Source organism: Vibrio sp. YT-17, from assembly GCF_033337375.1.
GTDB lineage: Bacteria > Pseudomonadota > Gammaproteobacteria > Enterobacterales > Vibrionaceae > Vibrio > Vibrio alginolyticus.
This window is the reverse complement of record NZ_JAWOQP010000171.1, coordinates 1-1,113: the sequence shown is the minus strand read 5'-3', so window position 1 is coordinate 1,113 and position 1,113 is coordinate 1. Positions and strand designations below refer to the sequence as shown.

Annotated in this window: 2 protein-coding genes; both read right to left on the bottom strand. The window is 49.1% G+C overall.

What is annotated here, in order from left to right; translation table 11 throughout:
• The coding region (locus tag R7F67_RS24740; protein ID WP_318057522.1) for an ATP-binding cassette domain-containing protein at nucleotides 1-320 on the bottom strand (320 nt) is incomplete at its 3' end.
• A gap of 9 nt (nucleotides 321-329) precedes the next feature.
• Nucleotides 330-998 (bottom strand): hypothetical protein, encoded by a 669-nt coding sequence (locus R7F67_RS24735; RefSeq protein ID WP_025626608.1) that lies wholly within the window; start codon nucleotides 996-998, stop codon nucleotides 330-332.
• Nucleotides 999-1,113: the final 115 nt, after the last annotated feature.

The window sequence follows — 1,113 nt, the reverse complement described above, 5'->3', positions numbered from 1 at the left end:
AACGGATAAGCGACGTTCTCCAAAGCCGTCATCACTGGCACCAAGTTGAATTTTTGGAATATAAAACCCAGCTTTTCACGGCGCATTTTCGCAGCCTGCATTTGTCCACTCGGGTAAGGTTGACCAGCAAACGTTACCTGACCTTGATATTGAGAATCCAACATGCCAAGCACATTGAGGAAGGTACTTTTTCCTGAGCCGGAAGGCCCACACAGCGCCACCATTTCACAGGCAAACACCTCACCAGAGACATCTTGCAACGCGCGTACGGTCTGGCTGCCAAGGGTGTAATCGCGACTAAGTTGACTGAAAACGATCATGACGCCTCCTTAATGTTTAGCCAGTAACGCTTTGGCAGTTTGCGTTTCTAAGTGAGTACTATCGAAACTTTCCATTTTCGCCAACCATTTCTGCGCTTGCTCCATGTCCTCAGCACGCAGCGCTGCTTCAATGGCGTAAAGGTAAACCCAAGCCGTTGCCGCGAACGGTTGTTGATTGAAGCTCGGTTCATCAAGCAGAGTCAGGTACAGCTCGTACCCACGCTCAAAGTGATTAAACATATCCGGAAGCGAAGTGTAAGTAGTGGCCGCCATCGCAGTAGCCAATTGATATTCCGGTAGCCCTTGTAAACGCTGCTGCTCTTGAGTCGGCATAGGTTGATTCGCCATTAAATCCAAACCTTTCTGAATGGTGGCAAGTCCACGCTCAGTGAACTTCATCTTGTTCCATGGCATAAACGCATCGCGCCCTTGCAAGGTTTCACTGCTGCCAAGATAAACCAATGTCACAGGCGTAGCGCCTTGCTTTTGAACTAATTGTGAAAGCTCGTCATGTACAGTATCCACCAAACCCGTGTCGCCCTGTGCGGCTTGGTTAAAGCGAGTTAGTAACTGCTCAGTAGGGTTTGCCAACGCCAAGCTGCTACTCAAGGTAAACGCTGCCAATGCCGCGCCGAGCAAGGTTGTGGCTCTGGATAAATGAAGATTGAAAACCATCATGGTGACTGTCCTTAGTTGAACGTGATTTGATGGTTTCAGATTACGCCATCGCTTCATAGTCAGCTGTAGGATGCGACCAATGGTATTTTTAGGGAGTAAATGGGCGTGAGCGGCG

What these genes read in the sequence shown, in the direction of transcription:
- R7F67_RS24735 (WP_025626608.1), bottom strand. Translation starts at nt 998, where the DNA reads ATGATGGTTTTCAATCTTCATTTATCCAGAGCCACAACCTTGCTCGGC.